Source organism: Pseudoalteromonas porphyrae, assembly GCF_001298125.1.
Taxonomy (GTDB): Bacteria; Pseudomonadota; Gammaproteobacteria; order Enterobacterales; family Alteromonadaceae; genus Pseudoalteromonas; species Pseudoalteromonas neustonica.
The window spans coordinates 92,080-116,653 of sequence record NZ_LHPH01000003.1; the positions used below are offsets into that span (position 1 = coordinate 92,080).

The following is a 24,574-nucleotide window of genomic DNA, read 5'->3' on the forward strand; positions in this document are numbered from 1 at the left end:
AGTAACGTATTGATAATAAACGCCTGTGAAAACGCCAAGCTCTGCATCTTGAGACGGTTTGGGTATATCAGTTAGCTAATCACTGAATCAACCAGCTTTTTAGCTTCCTTTTCAAGTAATGCTAAATGCTCTTCACCCTTGAATGATTCAAGGTAGATTTTATAAATATCTTCCGTGCCTGACGGTCGAGCAGCAAACCAACCATTTTCTGTCACCACTTTTAAACCACCAATTGCAGCATTGTTACCTGGGGCATGGGTTAGTTTTTGTAAAATAGGCTCACCCGCAAGTGTATCTGCGGTGACGTCTTTTGCACTGAGCGCTTTAAGTCGATCTTTTTGCGCTGTACTTGCTGGTGCATCAATACGTTTATATAAAGGAGCCCCAAACTCTTGCTCAAGTTCTTTGTAACGTGTAGAGGGTGTTTTGCCTGTCACAGCTAAAATTTCAGCCGCTAATAAGCCCATAATAAAACCGTCTTTATCGGTATTCCATACTGAACCATCAAAACGTAGGAACGACGCCCCTGCACTTTCTTCACCACCGAATGCTAAAGTACCAGTACTTAGGCCTTCTACAAACCATTTAAAACCAACGGGTACTTCTTGCACCTGACGGTTATTACGAGCAACGACACGGTCAATCATAGCGCTTGATACAAGTGTTTTACCAATTTGAACTTCTTTAGACCACTTACGATGATTTAATAAATAGTCGATCGCTACAGCTAAAAAGTGATTCGGGTTCATTAAACCATCAGGGGTTACAATACCGTGACGGTCATAATCAGGGTCATTACCAATGCTAAGATCAAAGTCATCTTTGAGTGCAATTAGGTTTGCCATTGCGTAAGGCGACGAACAATCCATACGAATTTTGCCATCTTTATCAAGTGGCATAAACGCAAAACGTGGATCAACGTTGTCATTTACAACCGTTAGGTCTAAATTGAATTTCTCAGCAATCACGGGCCAAAAATTAATACCCGAGCCGCCAAGTGGATCAATACCTATTTTAATTTTCGCTTTTGATATCGCTTCTACATCAACCACATTGATTAAATCATCGATATAAGGCGTCATTAAATCTTGATATTTAATAAAACCAGAACGTGCAGCCTTAGCAAACGGAAAAAGCTCTACTTCAACTAAATCTTCTAATAAAAGTTGATTAGCTCTGTCTTCAATCCATTTGGTTACATCGGTATCCGCAGGACCGCCATTGGGTGGGTTGTATTTAAAGCCGCCATCTTCTGGTGGGTTATGCGAAGGCGTAACAACAATCCCATCTGCTAATTCATTAGGGTGTAATTTGTTATGACACACAACTGCATGGCTGATAACTGGCGTTGGTGTAAAATCGTCATTCTCTTGTGTAATAACTTGCACTTCATTAGCAACTAATACTTCAATAGCTGAGTTATAAGCTGCTTCACTTAAAGCGTGTGTATCTTTACCTAAGAAAAGTGGACCAAAAATATTGTTCTGTTTGCGATAATCACAAATCGCTTGTGTAATGGCGAGAATATGAGATTCATTAAACTTCACATCATATGAACAGCCACGGTGTCCAGATGTACCAAAAGCAACACAATGCTCAGGGTTTTGTTCTAAATCAGGCTCATTTAAATAATAAGCTGATACTAATTTTGGTACGTTCACTAAATCAGATTGTGTTGCAGGTTTCCCGGCACCGGAATGAATCGCCATTACATGTCCTTTTATAGGTAGTCTCGAATTTTTTCGGCTTGTTCAGCACTGTAACCTAAGCCAAGTGCCACTTCGTGTAACATCATTTTTTTACGTGTTGTATTTGAATTAGTCATTACCCAATATTCACTGTCAGTGATATTTTTTGGATTCATACTACTTCCACTGTTAACGAGCGCTTCTTTACTGGTTGCAAAATAAACGCGATCACGCCCTTGTACATCCAGAACGGCTGAAAAATTAGCCTTATGCGTTCGATGCAAAGCAGACAAAATAAATAGAAAACGTCCAACAACACCTTTTTGCATCGCTAACTCTTCTTTATTTAGAATATTAAAAACATTAGCGTTTTGCTGAGTCATTTGTGTGACAGTCGCACTGCTTTGTGTTTTTTTAAGCGCTTGTAGATCACTTTTATCTGCTTGTGATTCGTTGTTAGTTGATTGTTTTGTGGGAGCAACTGATAGTTCCGGCTCACTATTCGCCGTTGAGACTGTTTCACCGTTGAGGTTTAATAAACGACGTAAAATAGTGGATGCGCTTTCACCAATGCTCTGCGTATTGCTCGCAATGTATTGATATAACTCGTCGTCTATGTCAATTTTTTTCATGTTCTTCCTGTCGTTACGGGTCACATTTTTTCATTCCAATGCATTATACCCAAACCTGATTTAATTCTCTATGTTTTGCAATTTGTTATTTCACTAGGCAAACTACGCGCTCTTTTATTGGAGAATGTCATGCTATTAAATTATAAACAATCTGGACACGGGCCTGATGTCGTTTTGATTCATGGGCTATTTGGTTCGCTCGAAAACTTAAATGTGATAGCCAATGCATTAAGTGATAACTTCACAGTAACGAATATTGACTTGCGCAATCACGGACGATCACCCCATAGTGAAGTCATGGATTACCCTAGCATGGCAAACGATGTTTTACGATTGATGACCCATTTAAATATTAATACAACTCACCTCGTTGGCCACTCTATGGGCGGTAAAGTAGCAATGCAAATCGCATTAAGTACCCCCTGCGTGGTCAATAAACTCGTTGTGCTTGATATTGCCCCCGTGGCTTACCAAAGCCGCCATGATGATATTTTCACTGCGTTAAACACTGTAGCAACACATCAAATCACCGACAGAAAACACGCCGACCAAATCATGCAAGCGTTTATCCCTGAGCTGGGTGTTAGGCAATTTTTACTGAAAAGTTTAGCTAAAAATGAATCGGGTCAATACCAGTGGCGCTTTAATTTACCAACATTGAGTCAAAAATATAGTAATATTCTAACAGATTTAGAAGATAATGATTCTTGTTTATGCGATACTTTATTTATTAAAGGTAATGACTCTGACTATATATTGCCGCAATACCGAGCTGCCATAACAGCACGATTTAAAAATGCTAAAGCAAAAATCATTCATGGCGCGGGGCATTGGTTGCATGCACAAAAACCACATGCGGTTAATAAATCAATTACTGATTTTTTAATGGTTAATTAAGTTAAAATTTAATCACGTAATTTTGGCTGCAGCTACTAAATTATTGGTTTTTTTTATGCTATAGTACGCGCCGTTTAATTTAAAGGTTATACGTTGATGGTCAGTCAGTTAATTAACGAATTTGATACCCTAGGGTTGTATTTTGGCTTAGCCGGTGTGTTCTTTTTTATCGGTATGGCTATTCAAGATGTACTAAAAAAAGGTAATGTACCTAAGTTTGGTCGTTATGTAGTGTGGCTTGTACTCTTTTTAGGTTGTTCAGGGTTTATTGCAAAAGGACTTATTCAAGTTTTTTGGCAAGGTGCGGGTGTTGGTTAAGCATGGCAAAGTCAGAGACTGATAGAACAACGCTCGATTTATTTGAATACGAGAAACGTCCAGGTAGGCCTAAAACGAATCCCCTTCCAAGGGAAATGCAGTTAAAGGTTAATAAACGTAATCAAATAAAAAGAGACAAAGCACGCGGTTTAAAGCGTGTAGAATTTAAAGTTTCGTCACAGCTGTATCAAGCATTAAGTGATATGGCCGATGCACAAAATATTAGCCGTAGTGCGCTGATTGAAACAATTTTACAAGAAAGATTGGCTATTGATAGATAAAAGGTTTTAAATCCATGGCAAGTGTAGGTATTTTTTTCGGAAGTGATACAGGTAACACAGAACACGTAGCTAAAATGATCCAAAAAGAATTGGGTAAAAAATTAGTTGCTGTGCACGACATTGCTAAAAGCTCAAAAGAAGAGATCGCAGAATTTGACTTAATCTTATTTGGCATCCCGACTTGGTATTACGGTGAAGCGCAATGTGACTGGGATGATTTTTTTCCTGAGCTAGAAGAAGTTGATTTTGATGGCAAGCTAGTTGCTATTTTTGGTTGTGGAGACCAAGAAGATTATGCAGAATACTTCCTCGATGCCATGGGTATGATCAATGATATTGTGTCTGAGCGTGGCGCAATTGTTGTTGGACATTGGCCAACTGAGGGCTACGACTTTGAAGCATCTAAAGGCATGGCTGACGACAAGCACTTTGTTGGCTTAGGTATTGATGAAGATCGTCAACCTGAACTAACAGAACAACGCGTTAAAGCGTGGTCTGCACAAATTTTTGAAGAGATGTGTTTAAGCGAACTTGCTGACTAATAGCAACCACTAGACGCTGACCTATTAAATTTCTATATTTTGGTTAGCGTTTAAGCTTTTAGGAACGTTTCTTTGAATTGTTCTTTGCACTTCATCGCATAGCGCGTTATCCTATTTATTGCTAATGTGTCGTGCACATCTTTATAAGATGTCTAGTATAACCAAATAAAATTGAGACAGATTTAATGACTGATCACAACTTGGAATTAAAAAAAGCCGGTTTAAAAGTTACTTTACCGCGTATTAAAATTTTAGAGATTTTACAATCTCCAGATAACCAACACATCAGCGCTGAAGATGTTTACAAAATTCTTTTGGACTTAGGTGAAGAAATTGGTTTAGCGACTGTATACCGCGTACTTAACCAATTTGATGACGCTGGTATTGTTTCACGCCACCATTTTGAAGGCGGAAAGTCAGTATTTGAACTTTCGGGTAGCACACACCACGACCACCTTGTTTGTTTAAAATGCGGTAAAGTAATTGAGTTTGAAGATGAGATGATTGAACGTCGTCAGCTTGAAATATCAGAAGAAAATGGTATCAAGCTTACTAACCATTCTCTTTACCTTTACGGTGAGTGTACAGACACTGCAGCCTGTAAAGCGTTCTCTGATAACCAATAATTTTATCGGTTAAATAAAAAAACCTGCTCATTGGCAGGTTTTTTTATTTCTGATGCTAAATCGCGAGCAGAATTACTTCTGCTCTGTTTTAGTCCACGAATCACGAAGGCCAACGGTTTGGTTAAAAACGATGCTCTTTGATTTTGTATCTCGACTAAAATAACCTGTTCGCTCAAACTGGAACCCTTGTGCAGGTTCTGCATTTGCAAGCGATGGTTCTAATTTTGCATTAGGCAATACAATAAGTGAATCAGGATTTAATGTTGTAGCAAAATCCTCTGCCGCTGCAGGGTTTGGTACATTAAATAAACGATCATACAAACGTACTTCAGCCGTTAATGCTTCACTTGCTGATACCCAATGAATAACACCTTTAACCTTACGGCCATCACTTGGGTTTTTACCAAGTGTTTCAGGGTCATAACTACAGAAAATCGTTGTAACTTCACCATTTTCATTTTTTTCAACACGTTCTGCTTTAATCACATATGCACCGCGTAAACGGACTTCTTTATCAAGCACTAAGCGCTTAAACTTGTTGTTCGCTTCTTCACGGAAATCTTCACGCTCAATATAAATTTCACGTGTGAACGGCACATCGCGACGTCCCATCTCTTCATTATTAGGATGATTTGCAACAGATAATGTTTCAACCGTATCCGATGCGTAATTTTCAATAACAACTTTAATTGGATCAAGTACAGCCATTGCACGTGGTGCATTTTCATTAAGATCTTCACGGATACAGGCCTCTAACATGCCCATTTCAACCATGTTTTCTTGTTTAGTTACACCTATACGCGTACAAAACTCTCGGATTGAACCCGCCGTATAACCACGTCGACGAAGACCTGCAATTGTTGGCATACGAGGGTCATCCCAACCTTCAACATGGCCATTGACGACTAAGTCATTAAGCTTACGCTTAGACATAATCGTGTATTCAAGGTTTAATCGAGAGAATTCAATCTGTTGTGGATGACATTCAAGGCTAATATTGTCTAAAACCCAGTCATACAAACGACGATTATCTTGGAACTCAAGCGTACATAACGAATGTGTAATACCTTCTAACGCATCAGAAATACAATGCGTAAAGTCGTACATTGGATAAATACACCACTTATCCGCTGTTTGGTGATGATGTGCAAAACGAACACGATAAATAATCGGATCACGCAAAACCATGAACGAGCTGGCCATGTCAATTTTGGCACGCAGTACACACTCACCTTCTTTAAATTCACCTGCACGCATTTTTTCAAATAACGCAAGATTCTCTTGTGGTGATGTATCGCGTGTTGGGCTATTTTTACCTGCCTCCTTTAACGTTCCGCGATATTCGCGTGCTTGCTCTGGTGATAAAAAGCAAACATACGCTAAGCCTTTCTCAATCAACTCAACCGCATACCCGTACAATGCGTCAAAGTAATTTGATGAGTAATTAATTTCACCATCCCAGGTAAACCCTAACCACTTTACGTCTTCTTGAATAGAATGTACGTAGTTAATGTCTTCTTTTTCTGGATTAGTATCATCAAAACGTAAGTTACATTTACCGCTGTAATCTTGCGCTATACCAAAATTTAAACAAATTGACTTAGCATGACCAATGTGTAAAAAACCATTTGGCTCCGGTGGAAAACGTGTATGCGTAGATGCGTGTTTTCCTGATGCTAAATCGTCATTAATTCGGGTTCTAATAAAATTACTTGGGCGATTCTCTATTTCCGCCATAGGAGTATAATCCTCTGAATATTGCGTGGTGACAAAACTACTGCATTATTACAAAAACAAACCTTAACATACAGCAATAAGTAGGCGTGTTTACTACATATTGTGGCGTTAATAAGAAATACAAGGTTCTAAAGGCACCCTGTGCATAATTATATCCCTCAATACGATTTTTTTTGTTCCAGCGCAATAAAATAGTCATTCAATTACGCTACTGTAGCGTAATTAAAGCATACTTTATTAGGGAAAATTAATGGCTTCACTTTCACAAAACCGCGTCTATATTCCAACGACTGCAAGGGCTAACCAATATATTCTTGCTGAATTTAAACCAAGTGATAATTTTTATGCGCGCTTTACACATACCGAACAGTGCTATGAACGTTTAACCCGCCAACTATTTGCCTTGTGTGATGAATATGAATTACACAATGTACACTTGATTGCTAATGATAAACTACCCGTCGTCAGGTTTCATGAAGAGGCTTACTATTTACAAACAAAAAAACAAATTTTGTTTTTTTACAACCCCCGCTATCACGAAGCCCATAAATGCTTTAACAATAGCGAAATACCGAGCAAAAAGATTAGGTTTCTATTTTTAGCAACCGGTGATGAGCTGCGATCAAATGCAGCTATATTCCACACCAAAGTAAAAAAAGTATTAAATACACTGCAAAATACATTGCTTGAAGGGGAAGCCCAAATCAAAGTGCGCGACCACCAGCATTTAACATACGATTTATTTGCCAAAGCAAAAGGTTCTAAAGAAAGTTACGGTTATAAACTACGAGGCTTGCACCAGCGCTATCAAAGCCGTCACTGCTCGCTGCCAAGCAAACATAACGAAATGACCTACGCAACATTTGCGATACCCATTACCCGCACTATAAAAACTCAATTTCAGCACTTATTAAATAAGCCAACGCTAAATGAATTTTATCAGCAGTTTTATGATGCATTTATTAAAGAATGTACGGCTAAAAATTTAAACCTTGTATCAATGATTGCCAATGGGACCACTCCAATCGTTAGAAACAGTAAAATTGATACTAATGACGGTAACTCAGAACTGCAAAAACTCAGCTTTGCAACAGGTGACGATATTGAACAATACAGCCACTACTGGCAATCAGACAAGTTAGTTGAGACCATGCATTTTGTGATTGTTGCAAGCGAAAATGATGAGCAAGGTATTGGCCATGGTCGTTTTATGAATCATGTCGAAAGTGTTATTCGAGCAATGGTAGAACCCTTAGCAATAAATAAAGAACGCCAAGATATTACCGTACGTTTTTTCCAACACATTAGTTACTTTGAATAATTGTAATAGTCACTCTACATAAAACTAAATACAAAAAGTGCGTGATCCCCGCACTTTTTTAATATGGTTTTAGCTATTGAATTATATGAACCACTTCTAATTTTAAGCTTTACTATACCCAAGCCACCTCAAAATGCGAGTTTCAGTTGGAGTTAAAAGCGATTTAGACAAGGCATTGATTGCAAATAATGGTTGCTCCCTTGTTAAAATCAATAACGCAGTATAAATCGTTTTTAAACCAACCCGTTGGGCGTTTCACAGGGGCTTACTTTCTACGTTGTTACTTCTTTAAAGGGACGACCATTATTGCAAAGTAACGCCTTAATATTAAGCCCCTGTGGAACGCTGAATTTTGCATCTTGAGGTGGCTTGGGTATTTATTTGTTGGTTTAAGGACATCAAAGGGGTACGACTATTTTTGTTTTTTAAATGGAAATAGCTGCTGCTTTAACATGCCATTAGGTACATAATCGCCAACTACTCCATAAGCCTTTGGCCATTCATTTTGCCCCTTAACAGCTGTACCAAACACATAATCTAAAAATGAAAAGTGGGCAGCATAATTGCGGTCAATCGCAGCTTTATCTGAAGCATGATGCCAATGATGAAACTGTGGGGTAACAACTAAATATTTCAACCAGCCAAATTTAACCTGTACATTCGCATGATTAAATACAGCCTGAAAGCCAACTATAATCACATAAAGACTGATCACCTGTTGTGAAAAGCCTAATACAAAAATAGGCGTCAGTACTAAACTGCGCGTTACTAATATCTCTAATATATGCTGACGAGAACCGGCTAGCCAATCCATTTCTTTTGCACTGTGATGAATACCATGAAAACGCCATAAAAAAGGCACTTCGTGATAAGCACGATGCACAAAATACTGCATTAGATCAGCAACTAATATAATTAGTACCACTTGCAATATAAACGGTAATTGATCGATATAATTTTGTAATGTAGTCGAAACAGCCCAGCCAAAGCCATAATGGACAAAGTGATTAGTAACCAATAATACAAAACCAATAATAAGGTGATTTACAAAAAAGTGATTTAAGTCGCCCCGCCATTCACTACGTAATATTTTTTGTTCTTTACGATGCGGAAATAATTTTTCAATAAGAATGAAAATCAAAGTAGAACCAAGTAAATCTAAAATAAACCAATCGAGTCCAATATAGGGCGTGTTATCAGAAAAATTAGTGACTTCTACATTAGGGCCACCAAATGCAATTGCCAAAATAACAAATAACCATGCAGTTGCACCTAAGCGTTTATTTTTATTGCGGATAAAGTTGAGTAGCCCCAAACTCCCAGCTAATAAAAGTGCGCCAAACATTAATTGCCGTAAGAATTCTACGCTGTAGTTTTGTCGCAATTCTGGCGTTGTTAAATATTCAGGGAAATGAAAAGCCAGCACACCTAAGCATGAAAGCATCGCTAAAAAACACGCGATGTAACCACTAATATTACCTTCACCAATTTGCAGGTGATTAGTACGAAAAAGATAGGCTTTTAGAGTATTGATCATCAGTAATTCCTTTTATAACTAACGCAAGAATACCATATTATTCCCTAATGCCAGATACAAAAAAGCCGCGATATTCGCGGCTTTGTTGGATAAAGCTAAACTATTAAAGAGTACTTATTACAAGTACTGACCTAGCGCTTTAACTTGGTCTAACATGCGGTTTGAGAAACCCCATTCGTTATCATACCAAGCCATAACTTTAACTAATTTGCCATTAGCTTTAGTTTGCGTTGCATCAAAGATAGACGACGCTGGGTTATGGTTAAAGTCGATAGAAACAAGCGGTAGCTCGTTGTATTGTAAAATATCTTTCATTGAACCAACAGAAGCGGCTTTCATTATTTCGTTGATTTCTTCAGTTGTTGTATCGCGCTTAGTAATAAACGTAAAATCAACGACTGATACATTGATTGTTGGTACACGTACTGACATACCGTCAAGTTTACCAGCAAGTTCTGGTAATACTAAACCAACGGCTGCTGCTGCACCTGTTTTAGTCGGGATCATAGATTGTGTTGCACTACGAGCACGGTATAAATCAGGGTGGTACACGTCAGATAAGTTTTGATCATTTGTATAAGCATGAATTGTCGTCATGCTACCTTGCTCGATACCTACTGTATCGTTAATTGCTTTTGCAATTGGCGCTAAACAGTTAGTCGTACACGATGCATTTGAAATGATGTTGCTATCAGCGTTAATTACGTCGCTATTTACACCGTGAACTACCGTTGCGTCTAAGTTAGTACCAGGCGCTGAAACAATTACTTTTTTCGCACCGGCTGTAATATGCTTTGCTGCATCTTCACGCTTAGTGAAAAAACCCGTGCATTCTAAAACGATATCAACGTTTAGTGCTTTCCACGGTAAGTTAGCTGGGTCACGCTCTTGCGTTAAAGTGATAACGTCATCACCAATCAGCATTGTGTTATCTGCAAGCGTAACTTTATGAGAGAATTGGCCATGCACTGAATCATATTGCGTTAAATGTGCATTAACATTAGCGGGTGCCAAATCGTTAATTGCGACAATTTTAATTTCGTTATTTTGTGCAGACTCATACAGTGCACGTAAAACATTGCGACCGATACGGCCATAGCCATTAATTGCTACATTAATCATTTAAAATTCCCCTTTAATTATTTAATTTCACTTGCTTGGCGAGCAAGCGCTTCAATGGCTTGCCAGTCTTTATTTTCAATTAGTTTTTTATCTAGCATCCACGTACCACCCACACAAATTACATTGCTTAGCGCTAAATACTTAGGTGCTGTTGTAAGGCTAATTCCGCCAGTTGGACAAAATGTAACGTGTGGCAATGGACCGCCAATTGATTTGAGCATGGCAGTACCGCCCGCAGCTTCTGCTGGGAAGAACTTTAAAAACTTAAAACCATGGCTTGCTAATTTCATTACTTCACTTGGCGTTGCGGCGCCCGGTAAAAATGGAATGTCTGATTCTTTCGCAAGTGCAAGTAACTCATCATTTACACCAGGGCTCACCATAAAGTCAGCGCCTGCGGCAACTGATGCATCAAAGCTTGCTTTGTCAACCACGGTGCCTGTACCAACATAAGCCTCTGGTACTTCGGCTTTCATAAGCTTTACAGCTTCAGCAGCAATAGGCGTACGTAAAGTAATTTCAAGAGCTTTTAAGCCACCGTTATAAAGTGCACGAGCTAGTGGTGCCGCATCTTCTAATTTTTCGATTACCACTACTGGCACTACGGGTGCCGATGCTAATATTTTTTCTATACTCATTGTTTGATCCTCATACCCAGTCTGGCGAATTATTATTCTATTCCAAAGGCGCTAGCGCCTAAGTCTGCGCTACTTACAATGTTTCTAAATCCGGTGAACAATTCACGACCTGTACCAAATGTTAAGCTTGCTTCACTTAGTTGTAGTTCTCGTTTTTCTAATTCTTCATCGCTTACATGTACTTTTAATATACCCGCTGGTGCATCGAGAGTGATTAAATCGCCTTCGTGAATCTTAGCAATAATGCCTCCTTCAACAGCCTCTGGCGCCAAGTGAATTGCAGCAGGAACTTTACCTGAAGCACCTGACATTCGGCCATCTGTAACAATCGCTACTTTGTAACCTTCATCTTGCAAGGTTGCCATTACCGGCGTTAACTTGTGCAGCTCTGGCATGCCTTTCGCTTTCGGGCCTTGCTCTTTTAGAACAGCAATAAAATCTTGGTTTAACTCACCGCGTGAGTACGCTTCTTGTAAGGCACTTTGTGATGCAAATACTTTTGCCGGCGCGGTTACAACTTGATGCTCTACAGCTACTGCAGATACTTTAATCACCGCTTTACCTAAGTTGCCAGTAAGTAGCTGTAAGCCACCTTGCTTGCTAAAAGGATTATTAACTGGGCGCAATACGTCTTCGTCTAGTGAGTTTTCTGGACACGGTATCCACTTCACTTTACTTGGACCTGTTGCACTACTCATAATTAAGTTGTGATCAGTGTCTAAACGCGGCTCTTGCGTATACGCTTCAAGTCCTTCACCGACAATCGTTTTCACATCATTGTGTAAAAACCCTGCGCTAACAAGTTCTCTCATAAGGAAACCCATGCCGCCCGCTGCTTGGAAATGATTTACATCAGCAGAACCGTTTGGATAAATACGCGTTAACAATGGTACAACTTCTGATAAATCAGACATGTCTTTCCACGTCAGTTCAACACCCGCTGCTTTTGCAATAGCCACTAAGTGGATCGCGTGATTGGTAGAACCGCCCGTTGAAAGCAAGCCAACTAGACCATTAATAATGGTCTTTTCAGTCACTACATCTGCTAAACAATTAGCATCTTTGCTTTGAATTAATTGTTTGAGCATGGTTTCTACTGCATTACCGGTTAAACCATCGCGCAGCTCAGTGTATGGGTTGATAAATGAGCTGCCGGGAAGGTGCAGGCCCATAATCTCCATTAACATTTGATTACTGTTAGCAGTACCGTAGAACGTACAAGTCCCCGCACTGTGGTATGACGCGCTTTCGGCTTCTAATAGTTCTTCACGGCTAACTAGACCTTGTGCAAATTTTTGGCGAATTCGTGCTTTTTCTTTATTTGGAATACCTGACTGCATCGGCCCTGCAGGCATAAAGTACACTGGTAAATGGCCAAACGATAAAGCGCCAATCAATAAACCGGGGACAATTTTGTCACATACACCTAGGCAAAATACGCCATCAAATACATCGTGAGATAATGAAATCGCGGTAGACATCGCTATTACATCACGTGAAAAAAGCGATAACTCCATGCCATCACGACCTTGAGTTACACCATCACACATAGCAGGTACGCCACCGGCAACTTGTGCCGTTGCATCGTACTTTGTTGCAATGCTTTTAATTAAATCTGGATAATCTTTATATGGAACATGCGCAGACAACATATCATTGTATGAATTGATAATTGCTAAATTTGGCTGTTCATCAGCTTTTAAGCGCGCTTTATCATCGCTACTACATGCAGCAATTACATGGGCTATATTGCCACAACCTAAACCAGAACGGACTCTTGTTTGTTTTTTTGCATGGTTTATACGTGCTATATAGGCTTGGCGAGTAGCTTTACTGCGTTCAATAACGCGTTCGGTGACTTCTTGAATACGAGGATGCAACATAAAAAATTCGACCCATCTCTATGGTTAGAGGATAAAGGCTCAGTGGCAAGGGCATACTCCACGAATGTACTTGCACTGAGCATCTTTGATTTACCCGTTCAAAGGTATAACGTTGTCAGGTTGTCTCTCACAATCAACCTGACACCGGTGTCACTGTATTAACGCATGACTATGACACCGGTGTCAACCTTATCCCTTAAATTTAGTTTAATTATTTAACATGACCAAATAATGACCGTGAAAAATACATATCCAAGCCACCTCAAGATGCAGAACTCGCATCTTGAGGTGGCTTGGATATGTGTATGGATTAATTTTGAACAACAAATGAAATGAAACACATTACTATTATATTAAGTGGCATGTTTGCAGACTAACAGTTCTATCAAAAAGCGAATCGATACCGTAGCGTCATATACTACAGAGCAGCAATGAGGGGGGTGTTAACAAAAAATCAATTTAGCCACTTTCAATAAAGTACTTTTGTGAACTAAATAAAAAAGCGCCCGATCAAGCGTCACTCATGCTCGGGCAACTGTGAAAAGTGGTTATTTAACGTGTGCTGTAGATTCTCGGGTGATCAAACGTGCTTCTAGAGTGATCTGGTATGCATTCTCTTGTGGTTCACCAATATGCTCAATTAATTTAGTCACTGCTTGCTTGGTCATTTCTTCCACAGGCTGCGCTATTGTGGTCAATCCTGGCCATATATGCCGCGCAATGGGGGCGTTATCAAACCCTGCAATCGAAATGTCGTCTGGCACTTTTAATTGACGTTGCGTTGCTAATTTGAGTACCGCTGCAGCCATGTAATCATTAGAAGCAAAGACAGCTGTTGGTCTTGGGGTTGAATCTAAAATGCTACGAGCACTGTCAACGCCTGAGTGATAACTAAAGTTACCTTCTTCAACCAAACGTTCATTAAACGTAATATCATGCGTGCTAAGCGCCCTTAAGTATCCTTTAAAACGCTGCTCTGTCGCACTGTGATCTGGGTGACCTTTAATAAACGCGATTGCCTTATGCCCGAGTTTAATTAAATGTTCAGTGATCTCAAACGCACCTTGCTCATCGTTGCTGCGTACAGAAATTGAATCATCATCAAGCACCGCTGATGCTACCCGTGCATACGGGATATTTTTACTTTTAAGAAAATCAACTAACACTTGAAAGTCTGAAAACGGCGGGGTTAACACTAAACCATCAAGTCGCGATGACTGCAGTAACTGCTCTATATTATTTATCAATGCATCACCACGTAAATCACATGGGTGGATCAGTAAATTATAGTTGTTCTCTTTACATGCAGCTAATGCACCGGTTTGTACTCGCGTGATATAACTTTTACTTGGGTTATCGTAAATACAACCAATTATAAAACTGCGATTTTGTGCCAAGCCACGGGCAATTGGATTTGGTGTGTAATCTAGCTCTTTAAACACTTTAAGAACTTTTTCACGGGTTGCATCACTTACATTTGGCTCATTATTTAAAACACGAGATACCGTTTTTTTAGATACACCAGCATAACTTGCAACACTATTTATTGTAACTTTCTTCATCCAGACTTCCCAATAACATCCCTATTTGCGATGTATTATGATTGCCCATTAGTGTGCAAACAGGCTGCTGCACCAATAAGTGGAATATTATCTTGAGTGACTAATGTCACCGGTATTTGACTCACATACTGTGACATGATGCCTTTAGCTGCAAAACGCTCAACAAAACGACTAGCTAATAAACGGGCTTGCATACGAGGCAAAATACCACCACCGATAAACACACCACCAAGCGCGCCAAATGTTAATGCCAAGTCACCTGCTACACTTCCAACCCAATCGCAAAACTGATCCAGTGTTGCCTCGCACACTGCACACTCTCCAGTAGTTGCAAGTTCACTAATTTGAGCTGCGGTTAAGTTTTTGGCATCCACGCCTTTTACAGCCGCCATTGCTTGATATAAATGACTAATACCAGGGCCTGAAAATACTGTCTCTATCGATACATGCGCTAACTGCTTGCGTAACTCAATGATCAATTGAGTATCTAGGTCATTCACTGATGCAAGCGTAATATGCCCAGCTTCACAACTAAGTACTGCACTACCTTGCCCTGAGCGAACTAAACATGCTGCGCCAAAGCCCGTACCAGGCCCCATTACTGCAATATTCGCATCAGTATCTGCTTGCCCTGGTTTAACTGCAATATTTTGTTGAGGATCTAAATAAGGAGCTGCATAAGCAAAAGCGGCAAAGTCGTTGATCACTTCAAGTTGTGTAAATTCAAATGCTGTTTTAACTTGCTCAACACTAAAGTGCCAACCTAAATTAGTTAAGTGTACTTGGCCTGTTTTGATTGGACCTGCGACAGCTAAACAAGCGCGAATTGGTTTAATATGGCTAACTTGAGATAGGTAATGCGTTAATGCATCTTCTAAAGAGCCAAAGTCCGCACTCGCAAAGGTAATATTATACTCAACAACAAATTGTTTTTTTTGTAGGTTAAAAGCTGTTATTAGAGCAAAACGAGCATTAGTGCCACCAATATCGGCCACTAAGATAGGATCGAATTTTGAACTAGGCTTGGAGTCCATCGTGTTTTTCCTTTGTCTAAGCAGTTTATAGACTTAACGATAATCATGCTTATTGTTGTTATTTCAATGGCCTAGCCATTGCTATGAGATATACTTTGAGCTATCACCTCAAAGTGTTTATCCTTGTATTAAAAAATGCTGCCCAATAAATGGGCAGCCAATACGTTTTGACAACAAAATGATAAAACGCCAACATTATGACACCGGTGTCAGGCTTGAATCAATAAAAATTTTAGATAACTGATAAATAGCTTGAAAAAATCAACAAATAAACGAGAATGGCACGAATTATTTGCAGTTTATTTACTTATAGCAATTAGGTTGTGTGTATGAAAGGTAAAGCTACATCGTTTGATATTGCCCATTATGCGGGGGTTTCACAATCGACAGTGTCTCGCGCACTTCGCAATAGTCCATTAGTAAACGAAGAGACTCGTCGCCGAGTTCATGACATTGCAAAACAGCTCAATTACAAAGTAGATAAAAACGCCAGCAACTTACGCACTCAGCAAAGTAGTACCCTCGCATTATTATTGTTTGAAGACCCAACTGCCGATGGATCTCAAATCAATCCGTTCTTTTTAGCCATGCTAGGCAGTATTACCCGCGCATGCGCAACTGAAGGTTACGACTTACTTGTGTCGTTTCAATCCACCAGCGCTGATTGGCAGGCAGACTATGAAGATAGCCATCGTGCTGATGGCATCATATTATTAGGGTATGGAGATTACATTGACTACCAAGCAAAATTTAGTAGCTTAATTGAGCAAAATACTAAATTCGTGTGTTGGGGAGCAAGTGTTGATAACCGTTCCGATCTGACTGTGAGCTGTGATAACTATGGTGGAGGAGAACTTGCAGCCACCCATTTACTCAAAGCAAGCCGAAAGGACTGTGCATTTATCGGTGATGCATCAGAGCATAGCCCTGAATTCTTTGCTCGCTATCAAGGATTTAAAGATGAATTTAATCGCCATGGTATATCACTAAGCGAGCGTAAAATGGCAAACGCCATATCAACCGAAGAGTCAGGTTATCACGCCACACGCTCACTAATCGCTAACAACATCCACTTTAATTCTCTGTTTGCCGCTAGTGACTTAATCGCCATAGGTGCGATTAGAGCGTTAAAGGAAGCTGGTATAAAGGTACCTGAAGATGTTCATGTTGTCGGTTTTGATAATATAGCGGTTGCAAGTTATGTAAACCCACCACTAACAACGGTACAACAAGATACAACGCTTGCGGGGCAAATGTTAGTTGGTAATTTATTAAAGTTAATTCGTGGCGAAGTGGTTGAAAACACCCTACTCCCACCGTCATTGATTATACGCGGCTCAAGCTTTTAAGTATTAAACGAATCCGCAGAGCACTCTAAATTGTACAATACAGCATATAGATACGTTCGCGGGTTCTAAATCTTCGAGTAGCTATTTGTGTTACTTGGGGTGTAACTGACCCCACCCTTTGCCAACAATGAAATTACCACCGAGTGTTTTACTTACAGTTATAAACCCACTTTATAATAAGGTGCGATCTAAACAGTTAGTGTCACCCTCGAACTCCTGCGATAAATTATCTTGGTAAACTGTAAATGATTACTGGATTCAACTAGATCACTAAAACCAACGAGCAATTTGAAAAAGCAGATACACCCTATTCGAGTTTGGCATCTCGCCCTAGAAAAGGGTTGCTCTTTAAATCGGACGTTATAACACAAACTACCAAAAATCACGGCTGAGGCCTGTTCTTACGTCATAAATTTATCGCTGAGTTAATATTCAAACTCGCTTGCAACTTTTCTCTTTAATTTTTCAGTTTTAATCTCGAACTAAAAACAAAAAAACCGCGGTTCATTACAAACAGCGGCTTTTTTTGAAAAGCTTAAAACTTACAGGTCTAATGCTTATTTAATAACTTCAAGACCATTCATATATGGACGAAGTACTTCTGGCACGACTACTGAACCATCAGCTTGTTGATAGTTTTCTAAAATAGCAACTAGAGTACGTCCTACTGCTAGGCCTGAGCCATTAAGTGTATGCAGTAATTCTGGTTTTTTCTCTCCAGCACGGCGAAAACGTGCTTGCATACGGCGAGCTTGGAAATCAACCATGTTTGAACAAGATGAAATTTCGCGGTATGTATTTTGTGCTGGTAACCATACCTCTAAATCGTACGTTTTTGCTGAGCCAAAGCCCATATCACCCATGCATAAAATCACTTTACGGTACGGCAGCTCAAGTGCTTGTAAAATTTGCTCTGCGTGACCAGTTAGATCTTCAAGGGCTTGCATTGAGTCTTCAGGCTTTACAAGTTGTACTAGCTCAACTTTATCAAACTGATGTTGACGAATAAGTCCACGGGTATCGCGGCCATAGCTGCCCGCTTCACTTCTAAAACACGGTGTGTGTGCTGTTAAACGAATTGGTAAATCTTTCTCGTCGTAGATTTCGTCACGTGCACTGTTTGTAAGTGGTACTTCAGCTGTTGGTATTAAACTAAAGCCTTCTTGTTCTTCGCCGTCATCGTTTACAAGACCTTTAGTGTGGAATAGGTCTTCAGCAAACTTTGGTAGCTGCCCTGTACCAAATAAACTCTCACGGTTTACTAAATATGGCACGTACATTTCTGTGTAACCGTTTTTGTCAGTATGCGTGTCCAACATAAATTGTACCAGTGCACGGTGCATACGGGCTGTTGCGCCACGCATAACAGTAAAGCGAGAACCGGTAATTTTAACACCCATTTCAAAATCTAGACCGTTTAGGTCTTGACCTAAGTCAACGTGATCTTTTACTTCAAAATCATACGCTTTAGGCTGGCCCCACGTTAAGATTTCAACGTTTTCCGATTCATCAGCCCCTGCTGGTACTGACTTATCTGGCAAGTTAGGAATTGCTAAAGAAATATCTTTAAGCTGCTCTAATATAACATCTTGCTCAGCTTTAACGCTGTCAAGTTGCGCGCCTAAATCGCTTACTGCATCGAGTAATGGTTGTGCGTCTTCGCCTTTTGCTTTTGCTTGGCCAATTGCTTTGGAACGACTGTTACGCTCACTTTGCAACTCTTGTGTTTTTACTTGTAATGTTTTGCGTTTTTCTTCAAGTGCGCTGACAGTTGCTGTATCAAGCTCATAACCACGTGCTGCAAGGCGCGCCGCTGTTTGTTCGATATCTTGACGTAATAATTTAGAATCTAACATGTTAGTTTTTTAACCTTTTTGCATTACTAGCTGAAGGCCCAGCCAAGCCATAAAAATACACACCACCACATTTAAGGTGATATTGAGGGCCATTTTTAAAAAGTGACCTTGTTGCAGTAGCAACAACGAATCCATTGAGAATGTAGAAAAGGTGGTCAATGCACCTAAAAAACCAATTCCGATTAGGGTTTTGGCGGGGCTAACGGTGATAATTTCGCGCTCTATCAAACCGTATAATACGCCCATTAACAATGAACCAAGAATATTAACCGTCAACGTGCCAAAAGGGAATCCCCTACCGAGCAGTTTTAGCATGGTTTCACTAATAAAAAACCGTAAACAAGCACCACTTGCGCCACCAAGCGCGATCATCATGTATAACTTAAGGCTTGTCATAACGTTTTAAATCGCTTTGGTGGTCACGTTGTTTTAAGTAATCAAGTTTTTGTTTAATTTTTTGCTCTAATCCACGATCGGTTGGAAAGTAATATTGGGTGTCGGCTATTGGCTCTGGTAAGTACTTTTCACCCGCTGCATAAGCACCTTCTTCATTATGTGCATAACGATACTCTGCGCCATAACCTAAGTCTTTCATTAAATTTGTGGGGGCATTACGTAAATGCTCTGGAACAGGGTAACTAGGCTCATTTTGCGCATCCCGCTTTGCTTGCTTAAAAGCGTCGTACACTGCGTTGCTTTTAGGCGCACTGGCTAAATAAATGGTTGCTTGTGCGATAGCGCGCTCCCCCTCACTGGGACCCACTCGTTGAAATATATCCCATGCATTGAGCGCAACTTCCATAGCTCTTGGGTCAGCATTGCCTATGTCTTCGGTAGCAATAGCCAGTAAACGCCTTGCAACATACAGCGGATCACCGCCTCCAGCCAAAATGCGGCAATACCAATACAGTGCGCCATCTGGCGAGCTGCCACGCACTGACTTATGAAACGCCGAGATCAAATCGTAAAATTCATCACCGCCTTTGTCATATTTTGCCAAATGCGTTGGTAATACTTGGCTTAATACATGTTCATCAACTAAGTATTGGCCATTTTGTTCGACTGTTAAATCGATTGCTTGTTCAAGTAAATTAAGTACTTTACGGGCATCGCCGTCACTTGCTTGGCATAATGCGCTCTTAGCATTATCAGCAAGAATAATGGTTTTAGTGCTTAACTCGTCGTCGTTTTTTAATGCCCGCTCAATTACTAAATTCAAATCTGCGTCTTGCAGAGATTTAAGTACATACACACGCGCTCGCGATAAAATCGCGTTATTTAGTGCAAACGATGGGTTTTCGGTGGTTGCACCTACAAAAATAAATGTGCCGTCTTCTATATGCGGTAAAAAGGCATCTTGTTGAGATTTATTAAAGCGGTGCACTTCGTCTACAAACAATAAAGTGCGTTGCCCGCGCCCTTCAAGGTTATTTTTAGCTTCGCTCACAGCATCACGAATATCTTTAATACCCGCAGTCACCGCCGACATTTGGATCAGTGCGGCATCAGCATGATTGGCAATAATTTGTGCCAGTGTGGTTTTACCCACCCCAGGCGGACCCCATAAAATTAAGCTGTGACAACGCCCCGCCAATATTGCTTGGTATAAAGGTTTATCGTGGCTTAATAAGTGTTGCTGACCAATATATTGTTCTAAACTAGTCGGCCGCATACGCGCCGCGAGTGGGCGCACATCGGGGGCGAAATTAAAACCTAAATTGCTCACCTGTGACTACTCGCCTTGGCTTTGGTCGTCAATTTCAACGCCATCTGGAATTGTGAACTCAAATAATGATGTTGTTAGGCTCTCATTTACTTTGGCATCGCTAAACGTAAATGTTGATGATTGCCCTGAGCTATCTTTGACTAATAACGACGCTAAGCCACTCTCGTTCCCTGAAAATACAATATCAAGTTGCTCAACTTGGCTTTCAACGCCTTTGTTGGGCGTAACGCTAAACCCTTTATCAGTGCTTGCTACATGGTATTTTTGCCATTGCGCAGGATCTTTAGAAGTCAGCAAAACAAACGGCGTTGAATCAATCAAGCTATGTGTTTTCATTATCGTGACTTGCTCAGCAAAGCTGTCAAAGTAATAGGTTTTATCACCGTTTGAAACGAACAAGGTGTCATCCGGGCTTGCTTGCTGCCAGCGGATCATCATTGGCTGTTGTAAGGCAATATTACCTTTACCTTGCATAATTGACTCGCCTTGCGCATCGTTTACTTGCTGAATAAATTGCGCTTGAAAACTCTTTAAGCCAGCAAGTTTTGCCTGTAATGCTTGGCTGTCACTTGTAAACGTCTCGCCTGCTAGGCTTTGGGCTGTAAAGAATGACGCTGATAAAAAACAGCTTACAGCTAATGCTAAAGATTTAATTTTTTTCATTTAATTTGCTCCACCGTTGGGCACTAATACATCACGGGCACCGTTATGACCTGGTGCACTCACAATACCCGAAGTTTCCATTTGCTCTACTAAACGTGCTGCGCGATTATACCCTACGCGTAGTTTGCGTTGTACACTTGAGACAGACACTTTACCTGTTTCAATAACAAATGAGACTGCTTCATCATAAAGCGGATCTGATTCTTCATCCGCATTTTCACTGGCTTCACCTGGAAGTAAAATATCTTCTGTGGCATCACCATTTAAAATTTCATCTATATAGTTTGGTTTAGCACGCGCTTTCCAATCATTTACCACGGCATGAACTTCGTGATCATCAACAAATGCACCATGCACACGTATCGGTACACTTGTCCCTGGCGGTAAATAAAGCATGTCACCCATCCCTAGTAAGTTTTCAGCGCCTTGTTGATCTAAAATGGTGCGCGAGTCTATTTTACTTGAAACCTGAAACGCCATACGAGTTGGTATATTGGCTTTAATCAAACCTGTTATAACATCTACCGATGGCCGCTGCGTTGCAAGTATCAAATGTATACCTGCAGCACGGGCCTTTTGTGCAATACGCGCGATCAGCTCTTCAACTTTTTTACCTACAATCATCATCATGTCGGCAAATTCATCAATAACCACGACTATACTCGGTAATTTACCTAACTCGTCAGGCCCCTCTTTCATGCCATCGGTGTCTTTAAATAATGGATCTAAAATTGGATGACCTGCTTCTTTGGCATCCATTACTTTTTGGTTATACCCTTTTAAGTTACGAACACCTAACGCTGACATTAACTTATAGCGACGCTCCATTTCACCTACACACCAACGCAGTGCATTGGCAGCTTCTTTCATATCAGTGACTACTTCACATAGTAAGTGTGGGATACCTTCGTACACAGAAAGTTCCAACATTTTTGGATCGATCATAATCATACGCACATCATCGGGGCCAGATTTATACAGTAAGCTTAATATCATGACATTAACGCCCACTGACTTACCAGAACCTGTTGTACCTGCCACTAATAAATGTGGCATTTTTCCTAGGTCTGCACAGATCGGCTCACCGGCAATATCTTTACCTAGCACCATGGTAAGGGGTGACGGGTTTTGCTCAAATTTTGGCGCGTCGATCACTTCTGATAGACGAACTATTTCACGGTGTTTGTTTGGTAATTCAATCCCTACATATGTTTTACCGGGGATCACTTCAACTACTCGGACACTCACAGCAGAAAGCGAACGGGCTAAATCTTTTGCAAGACCTGTAATTTTTGATACTTTAATGCCCGGTGCTAAATCCAGCTCAAAACGCGTTACAACAGGTCCAGGGTACACTGCGACAACCGTCGCTTGTACGTTAAAATCAAGTAACTTGGTTTCAACTAAACGCGATACAGCTTCAAGCTCCTCCGGTGATATCGGGTTTTTAGCTTTATCTGGGCGGTCTAATAAATCAAGCGTTGGTAGCGGTGTGCTTGGTGGTTTTTCTTCTAATAACTGCTCAAATTTTTCTTTTGCTGTCGGTGGCGGCTGATACGTACTTTTTGGCTTAGGCATTGGCCTTGCTGGAGACACCACCGTGGTAACTGGTTTTTCAGGTTCAGCAACGTAGCTTTGATCCAGTGCATTTAATGCAGCAGCCGTGTCCATCGGCTCATCGTCAATGGCACTAAAGTTGATTTCTTGATCTAAAATATCGTCTAAATCATCAAACGGGCTATGCTGTGGTGTGGTCTCAATTTGATCAGCTGTAAAACGCTTTGCTTTTGTCGCACTCGTTGGCGCAGGCTCTGTAAAAGTGATTTTATCTTGGTCGTTAAGATCGCCTTCAATTGAAGGTTCATTAATCGGTTTTTCTTCAATCGCTACGCGTTCACGGTGTAACCAGCCTTTAAGCTGCGAAGTAATCACACGGTATATACGGACAACCCAATCACCTAAGAAATCAACAAACTGCACCCACGATACACCAGTTAATAATGTTAACCCTGCAAAAAAGAAGCACAGTAGTAAGATAGACGTGCCAGTGAAATTAAATGCGGGCATCATCGCAGTTGCAATCACATCGCCTATTACACCGCCTGACGAAAAGTTATAAATATCATCAAAATTGATACTACTAATTGCGGTCGCTGAGGTTATAAATAGCGCAAAACCAATTACACGCAAAGCAAGTGTTGTATAGTCTAGCTGAAAAATTTTATGCGGTTGCTTAAATAGTAAATAGCCAAATACTTGAATGGCCGCAGGCACAAAGTAGGCTAGCCAGCCAAAGGTGAGTAATAAAATATCTGCAATCCATGCACCAGCTGCGCCAGTGACATTTCTGACTTCGCTAAAGCTGGTTTGTGACCACGCAGGATCGGCAGGATCAAAGCTTATCAGCGCACACAAAATAAATACTGCGGCAAAGGTGCTGATTATTAACCCTGTTTCTAATAGTCTTTGTACACCGTTTAGGCGCATAATTCCCTAATCCTTATTATCTTTGCATTTTTACTTAGCAGTGAAATACCTTAGCAGGAAATGCTTTTCGTTGCACTTTATCTTAACTATGATGGACTGATAATGAACGTGTTTTTATAAATTATGAATACCTTGGGCAAACCCGTTATTTGCCATTTATTATATTATCTATAAACCCGTACAAAACTTAGGCTATATATGGGCGAATAATCACCCCTTGCTCGCCTTTTACTTCTTCCATCACCACATAAGTGCGACTTTCACTAACGTTAGGAAGCTTTAGCAAAATATCACCTAAAACACCACGGTACTCAGACATATCGTTAACACGAGTTTTGAGTAAAAAGTCAAAATTACCAGATACCAAATGACATTCGATTATTTCGTCATGTTTTTTTACCGCAGCACTAAACTCATCAAATACATCTGGCGATGTCTTTGTGATCGTCACTTCAACGTATACAGATAAGCCTTGACCTAGCTTAGCTGGGTCAACTACCGCTTTATAACCTACAATATAACCTTCGCGTTCGAGCTTTTTTACTCTTTCCAGACAAGGGGTAGCACTTAAACCAACACGCTTAGCTAATTCCACGTTGGAGATACGGCCATCGTGCTGTAATTCCATTAAAATCTTACGATCTATTCGATCTAATAATTGATGCATATTACCAA

22 protein-coding genes are annotated in these 24,574 nt (G+C 40.3%); 7 read left to right on the plus strand and 15 right to left on the minus strand.

Annotated features, from left to right (window positions below; all coding sequences use genetic code 11):
- Positions 1 to 71 precede the first annotated feature (71 nt).
- Together pgm and seqA are read right to left on the minus strand one after the other, a co-directional pair.
- Positions 72 to 1,709, minus strand: coding sequence for a phosphoglucomutase (alpha-D-glucose-1,6-bisphosphate-dependent) (pgm, locus tag ADS77_RS03620; protein ID WP_054204657.1), 1,638 nt, complete (start codon positions 1,707 to 1,709; stop codon positions 72 to 74).
- 11 nt (positions 1,710 to 1,720) lie between these two features.
- Positions 1,721 to 2,320, minus strand: coding sequence for a replication initiation negative regulator SeqA (gene seqA / locus ADS77_RS03625; RefSeq protein ID WP_054204658.1), 600 nt, complete (start codon positions 2,318 to 2,320; stop codon positions 1,721 to 1,723).
- A gap of 129 nt (positions 2,321 to 2,449) precedes the next feature.
- Here seqA and ADS77_RS03630 point away from each other — a divergent pair, with 129 nt between their 5' ends.
- From ADS77_RS03630 to fur, 5 genes are all read left to right on the plus strand, one after another.
- Positions 2,450 to 3,217 carry an alpha/beta fold hydrolase gene (locus tag ADS77_RS03630; protein ID WP_054204659.1) on the plus strand — a complete coding sequence of 256 codons (768 nt, stop codon included), beginning with the start codon at positions 2,450 to 2,452 and terminating at the stop codon, positions 3,215 to 3,217.
- 96 nt (positions 3,218 to 3,313) lie between these two features.
- A complete protein-coding gene (locus ADS77_RS03635; protein ID WP_054204660.1) occupies positions 3,314 to 3,535 on the plus strand; it encodes a DUF2788 domain-containing protein in 222 nt (73 codons plus the stop codon).
- A gap of 2 nt (positions 3,536 to 3,537) precedes the next feature.
- Positions 3,538 to 3,816, plus strand: a complete 279-nt coding sequence (gene ybfE, locus ADS77_RS03640) for a LexA regulated protein (RefSeq protein WP_054204661.1) — start codon at positions 3,538 to 3,540, stop codon at positions 3,814 to 3,816.
- A gap of 14 nt (positions 3,817 to 3,830) precedes the next feature.
- The gene (gene fldA, locus ADS77_RS03645) at positions 3,831 to 4,358 is read left to right on the plus strand and encodes a flavodoxin FldA (RefSeq protein ID WP_054204662.1); all 528 of its coding nucleotides are present in this window, start codon (positions 3,831 to 3,833) and stop codon (positions 4,356 to 4,358) included.
- Positions 4,359 to 4,543: 185 nt separating this feature from the next.
- Complete coding sequence (gene fur / locus ADS77_RS03650; protein WP_054204663.1) at positions 4,544 to 4,984, plus strand: ferric iron uptake transcriptional regulator; 441 nt, start codon at positions 4,544 to 4,546, stop codon at positions 4,982 to 4,984.
- A 72-nt stretch (positions 4,985 to 5,056) separates the two neighbouring features.
- On the opposite strand, the gene glnS is transcribed toward fur, so the two are convergent.
- On the minus strand, positions 5,057 to 6,721 hold the full coding sequence (glnS, locus tag ADS77_RS03655; protein WP_054204664.1) for a glutamine--tRNA ligase: 1,665 nt from the start codon (positions 6,719 to 6,721) through the stop codon (positions 5,057 to 5,059).
- A gap of 250 nt (positions 6,722 to 6,971) precedes the next feature.
- On the opposite strand from glnS, the gene ADS77_RS03660 reads away from it, so the two are divergent.
- Positions 6,972 to 8,042 carry a DUF3083 family protein gene (locus tag ADS77_RS03660; RefSeq protein WP_054204665.1) on the plus strand — a complete coding sequence of 357 codons (1,071 nt, stop codon included), beginning with the start codon at positions 6,972 to 6,974 and terminating at the stop codon, positions 8,040 to 8,042.
- 412 nt (positions 8,043 to 8,454) lie between these two features.
- Here ADS77_RS03660 and ADS77_RS03665 read toward each other — a convergent pair whose 3' ends face one another.
- The 6 genes from ADS77_RS03665 to glk all read right to left on the minus strand — a co-directional run bounded on the left by ADS77_RS03665 (position 8,455) and on the right by glk (position 15,818).
- Complete coding sequence (locus ADS77_RS03665; RefSeq protein ID WP_054204666.1) at positions 8,455 to 9,579, minus strand: sterol desaturase family protein; 1,125 nt, start codon at positions 9,577 to 9,579, stop codon at positions 8,455 to 8,457.
- 117 nt (positions 9,580 to 9,696) lie between these two features.
- On the minus strand, positions 9,697 to 10,701 hold the full coding sequence (gene gap, locus ADS77_RS03670) for a type I glyceraldehyde-3-phosphate dehydrogenase (protein WP_054204667.1): 1,005 nt from the start codon (positions 10,699 to 10,701) through the stop codon (positions 9,697 to 9,699).
- Between the two features lie 17 nt (positions 10,702 to 10,718).
- The gene (locus tag ADS77_RS03675; RefSeq protein ID WP_054204668.1) at positions 10,719 to 11,339 is read right to left on the minus strand and encodes a bifunctional 4-hydroxy-2-oxoglutarate aldolase/2-dehydro-3-deoxy-phosphogluconate aldolase; all 621 of its coding nucleotides are present in this window, start codon (positions 11,337 to 11,339) and stop codon (positions 10,719 to 10,721) included.
- Positions 11,340 to 11,371: 32 nt separating this feature from the next.
- On the minus strand, positions 11,372 to 13,222 hold the full coding sequence (gene edd, locus ADS77_RS03680) for a phosphogluconate dehydratase (protein ID WP_054204669.1): 1,851 nt from the start codon (positions 13,220 to 13,222) through the stop codon (positions 11,372 to 11,374).
- Positions 13,223 to 13,770: 548 nt separating this feature from the next.
- Positions 13,771 to 14,784, minus strand: a complete 1,014-nt coding sequence (locus ADS77_RS03685) for a LacI family DNA-binding transcriptional regulator (protein WP_054204670.1) — start codon at positions 14,782 to 14,784, stop codon at positions 13,771 to 13,773.
- Between the two features lie 35 nt (positions 14,785 to 14,819).
- The gene (gene glk / locus ADS77_RS03690) at positions 14,820 to 15,818 is read right to left on the minus strand and encodes a glucokinase (RefSeq protein ID WP_054204671.1); all 999 of its coding nucleotides are present in this window, start codon (positions 15,816 to 15,818) and stop codon (positions 14,820 to 14,822) included.
- A gap of 329 nt (positions 15,819 to 16,147) precedes the next feature.
- Here glk and ADS77_RS03695 point away from each other — a divergent pair, with 329 nt between their 5' ends.
- Complete coding sequence (locus ADS77_RS03695; RefSeq protein ID WP_054204672.1) at positions 16,148 to 17,167, plus strand: LacI family DNA-binding transcriptional regulator; 1,020 nt, start codon at positions 16,148 to 16,150, stop codon at positions 17,165 to 17,167.
- A 557-nt stretch (positions 17,168 to 17,724) separates the two neighbouring features.
- Here ADS77_RS03695 and serS read toward each other — a convergent pair.
- The 6 genes from serS to lrp all read right to left on the minus strand — a co-directional run bounded on the left by serS (position 17,725) and on the right by lrp (position 24,566).
- Complete coding sequence (gene serS / locus ADS77_RS03700; RefSeq protein ID WP_054453051.1) at positions 17,725 to 19,023, minus strand: serine--tRNA ligase; 1,299 nt, start codon at positions 19,021 to 19,023, stop codon at positions 17,725 to 17,727.
- 9 nt (positions 19,024 to 19,032) lie between these two features.
- Positions 19,033 to 19,398: a fluoride efflux transporter CrcB gene (crcB, locus tag ADS77_RS03705; RefSeq protein WP_054204801.1), complete on the minus strand. Its 366-nt coding sequence runs from the start codon at positions 19,396 to 19,398 to the stop codon at positions 19,033 to 19,035.
- A 7-nt stretch (positions 19,399 to 19,405) separates the two neighbouring features.
- Positions 19,406 to 20,749 (minus strand): replication-associated recombination protein A, encoded by a 1,344-nt coding sequence (locus ADS77_RS03710; RefSeq protein ID WP_054453053.1) that lies wholly within the window; start codon positions 20,747 to 20,749, stop codon positions 19,406 to 19,408.
- A 6-nt stretch (positions 20,750 to 20,755) separates the two neighbouring features.
- The gene (lolA, locus tag ADS77_RS03715) at positions 20,756 to 21,412 is read right to left on the minus strand and encodes an outer membrane lipoprotein chaperone LolA (RefSeq protein WP_054204675.1); all 657 of its coding nucleotides are present in this window, start codon (positions 21,410 to 21,412) and stop codon (positions 20,756 to 20,758) included.
- Positions 21,413 to 23,899, minus strand: coding sequence for a DNA translocase FtsK (locus ADS77_RS03720; RefSeq protein ID WP_054204676.1), 2,487 nt, complete (start codon positions 23,897 to 23,899; stop codon positions 21,413 to 21,415).
- Between the two features lie 187 nt (positions 23,900 to 24,086).
- Entirely contained in the window at positions 24,087 to 24,566 is a 480-nt protein-coding gene (lrp, locus tag ADS77_RS03725) for a leucine-responsive transcriptional regulator Lrp (protein WP_054204677.1), read from the minus strand.
- Positions 24,567 to 24,574: the final 8 nt, after the last annotated feature.

Coding starts and splice junctions, on each gene's coding strand:
- pgm (WP_054204657.1), bottom strand. CDS start 1,709: ATGGCGATTCATTCCGGTGCCGGGAAACCTGCAACACAATCTGATTTA.
- seqA (WP_054204658.1), bottom strand. CDS start 2,320: ATGAAAAAAATTGACATAGACGACGAGTTATATCAATACATTGCGAGC.
- ADS77_RS03630 (WP_054204659.1), top strand. CDS start 2,450: ATGCTATTAAATTATAAACAATCTGGACACGGGCCTGATGTCGTTTTG.
- ADS77_RS03635 (WP_054204660.1), top strand. CDS start 3,314: ATGGTCAGTCAGTTAATTAACGAATTTGATACCCTAGGGTTGTATTTT.
- ybfE (WP_054204661.1), top strand. CDS start 3,538: ATGGCAAAGTCAGAGACTGATAGAACAACGCTCGATTTATTTGAATAC.
- fldA (WP_054204662.1), top strand. CDS start 3,831: ATGGCAAGTGTAGGTATTTTTTTCGGAAGTGATACAGGTAACACAGAA.
- fur (WP_054204663.1), top strand. CDS start 4,544: ATGACTGATCACAACTTGGAATTAAAAAAAGCCGGTTTAAAAGTTACT.
- glnS (WP_054204664.1), bottom strand. CDS start 6,721: ATGGCGGAAATAGAGAATCGCCCAAGTAATTTTATTAGAACCCGAATT.
- ADS77_RS03660 (WP_054204665.1), top strand. CDS start 6,972: ATGGCTTCACTTTCACAAAACCGCGTCTATATTCCAACGACTGCAAGG.
- ADS77_RS03665 (WP_054204666.1), bottom strand. CDS start 9,579: ATGATCAATACTCTAAAAGCCTATCTTTTTCGTACTAATCACCTGCAA.
- gap (WP_054204667.1), bottom strand. CDS start 10,701: ATGATTAATGTAGCAATTAATGGCTATGGCCGTATCGGTCGCAATGTT.
- ADS77_RS03675 (WP_054204668.1), bottom strand. CDS start 11,339: ATGAGTATAGAAAAAATATTAGCATCGGCACCCGTAGTGCCAGTAGTG.
- edd (WP_054204669.1), bottom strand. CDS start 13,222: ATGTTGCATCCTCGTATTCAAGAAGTCACCGAACGCGTTATTGAACGC.
- ADS77_RS03685 (WP_054204670.1), bottom strand. CDS start 14,784: ATGAAGAAAGTTACAATAAATAGTGTTGCAAGTTATGCTGGTGTATCT.
- glk (WP_054204671.1), bottom strand. CDS start 15,818: ATGGACTCCAAGCCTAGTTCAAAATTCGATCCTATCTTAGTGGCCGAT.
- ADS77_RS03695 (WP_054204672.1), top strand. CDS start 16,148: ATGAAAGGTAAAGCTACATCGTTTGATATTGCCCATTATGCGGGGGTT.
- serS (WP_054453051.1), bottom strand. CDS start 19,023: ATGTTAGATTCTAAATTATTACGTCAAGATATCGAACAAACAGCGGCG.
- crcB (WP_054204801.1), bottom strand. CDS start 19,398: ATGATGATCGCGCTTGGTGGCGCAAGTGGTGCTTGTTTACGGTTTTTT.
- lolA (WP_054204675.1), bottom strand. CDS start 21,412: ATGAAAAAAATTAAATCTTTAGCATTAGCTGTAAGCTGTTTTTTATCA.
- ADS77_RS03720 (WP_054204676.1), bottom strand. CDS start 23,899: ATGCGCCTAAACGGTGTACAAAGACTATTAGAAACAGGGTTAATAATC.
- lrp (WP_054204677.1), bottom strand. CDS start 24,566: ATGCATCAATTATTAGATCGAATAGATCGTAAGATTTTAATGGAATTA.